Origin of the sequence: Pseudomonas sp. Y24-6, assembly GCF_020295325.1 — a bacterium.
Lineage (GTDB): Bacteria > Pseudomonadota > Gammaproteobacteria > Pseudomonadales > Pseudomonadaceae > Aquipseudomonas > Aquipseudomonas gregormendelii.
Genome location: NZ_JACBXG010000039.1, coordinates 1 through 1,381, shown reverse-complemented (window position 1 = coordinate 1,381; position 1,381 = coordinate 1). Strand labels below are relative to the sequence as shown.

4 protein-coding genes are annotated in these 1,381 nt (G+C 52.6%); 2 read left to right on the top strand and 2 right to left on the bottom strand.

What is annotated here, in order from left to right:
• On the bottom strand, nucleotides 1-191 hold a 191-nt coding region (locus tag HYI44_RS29120; RefSeq protein WP_412548526.1), incomplete at its 3' end, for a hypothetical protein.
• Between the two features lie 86 nt (nucleotides 192-277).
• Nucleotides 278-460 carry a hypothetical protein gene (locus tag HYI44_RS29115; protein ID WP_194693044.1) on the bottom strand — a complete coding sequence of 61 codons (183 nt, stop codon included), beginning with the start codon at nucleotides 458-460 and terminating at the stop codon, nucleotides 278-280.
• A 138-nt stretch (nucleotides 461-598) separates the two neighbouring features.
• On the opposite strand from HYI44_RS29115, the gene HYI44_RS29110 reads away from it, so the two are divergent.
• Together HYI44_RS29110 and HYI44_RS29105 are read left to right on the top strand one after the other, a co-directional pair.
• A complete protein-coding gene (locus HYI44_RS29110; RefSeq protein WP_194693043.1) occupies nucleotides 599-1,042 on the top strand; it encodes a DNA methylase in 444 nt (147 codons plus the stop codon).
• A gap of 45 nt (nucleotides 1,043-1,087) precedes the next feature.
• A partial coding sequence (locus tag HYI44_RS29105) for an alpha/beta fold hydrolase (protein WP_225571206.1) occupies nucleotides 1,088-1,381 on the top strand: 294 nt, incomplete at its 3' end.

The following is a 1,381-nucleotide window of genomic DNA, read 5'->3' as shown; positions in this document are numbered from 1 at the left end:
GAGTTTTTCTTGAGCCCTCGAAGGTTCATCAGGAAAAGACAAACCTGTAATACGATCAATGCATACGCGTCTGCGTAGAGTCCCCAGATCACCCACAACACGTTGCTCACACTGAAGCATATAAACCCGATCATCCGCCGGCCTGGCCGTTGCGATCCGATCAGCCATGCGGCGAGAACGGTAATAACCATCGCTGGCCATTGAACCCAATCCAGATAAGCCAAGTTATCCCCCTGTACAGTCAGCGAGGTGAGTCGCTATGTGAATGCCACGCTGGTCAATCGGGCTGCTGTTGGCTAGATGAGGCTTTCGATTTTCCGAGAATGTAACAAGGGTGGAGCTGACCATTTGGGTGGGTGGTGACGACCACAGGTATCAATGACCAGCCTTCGTGAAGCTTCAGATTTGCTTCGTTGGCTGACAGCGCTTCCATAACTTGGATTGTGTCGGAAATATGCATTTCTTCTTTCTCAAATCGTAAGGTTCAACCATTAGGCGTCGAGCATGAGTAAGGGTTCCGTTGTCGCTGCCTCGCTCAGCTGGATCATTCGTGATAGCGCCTGGTCTACATTGAGACCATCGCTTGAAGGGTGAACCAGTGAGCAAAATCATCAGCGCACATGACTTACAAATCGACCTTCAAGGTGCGAACGAAGCCGGGTTGTTCAAATGGCTGCTTGCCAGTTTCCTGATGTGTAAGCGAATCCAGGGGCCGATTGCCGCCAACGCCTATCAAGTGATCGTCGATAAACATCATCGGGATACGCCGCACAAATTGGCGAGCTGCACTCACCGCCAGCTGGTCATGATGCTAGGTGAGGCTCACTACGTGCGTTACGACGAGACCACCGCGTCGCGGTTGTTGGCATTGGCTAACAAGATGAATGCTGAATATCACGGCAAGGTCAGCAACATCGTCGCGGCAAGCGCAGATCGTAAGGCCTTCGAAAAACGGCTATCTGAATTTGAAGGGATAGGGCCGAAAACCATCGAGATCTTTATGAGGGAAGCGGCTGCGGAGCTCTTCGGAACTTCCCCCTAACTCTCACCAATGCTGCCTCCCAATTGCGTGCTGCAAGGAGAAATCATGACAACCCACAGGCTAATAGCGAAGAGCTCGCAGTTAAATGTTTCGATCTGCGGTCAAGGCTCTCCGCTGCTTTTACTCAATGGTTTAGGTGGCTTGATTCCTACCTTCGATCCGTTGCGCGATGAACTGGAAGACTTCACGACGATCACGCTGGACGTGCCAGGGGTCGGCAAGTCGCAAATGCCCCGTTGGCCCATTCGCCTGCCACGCCATGCCGACGTGATTGCAGAGATGCTCCAGCAATTGGGAGTCGACCAGGTCGATGTGTTCGGGGTGAGTTGGGGAGGTGCA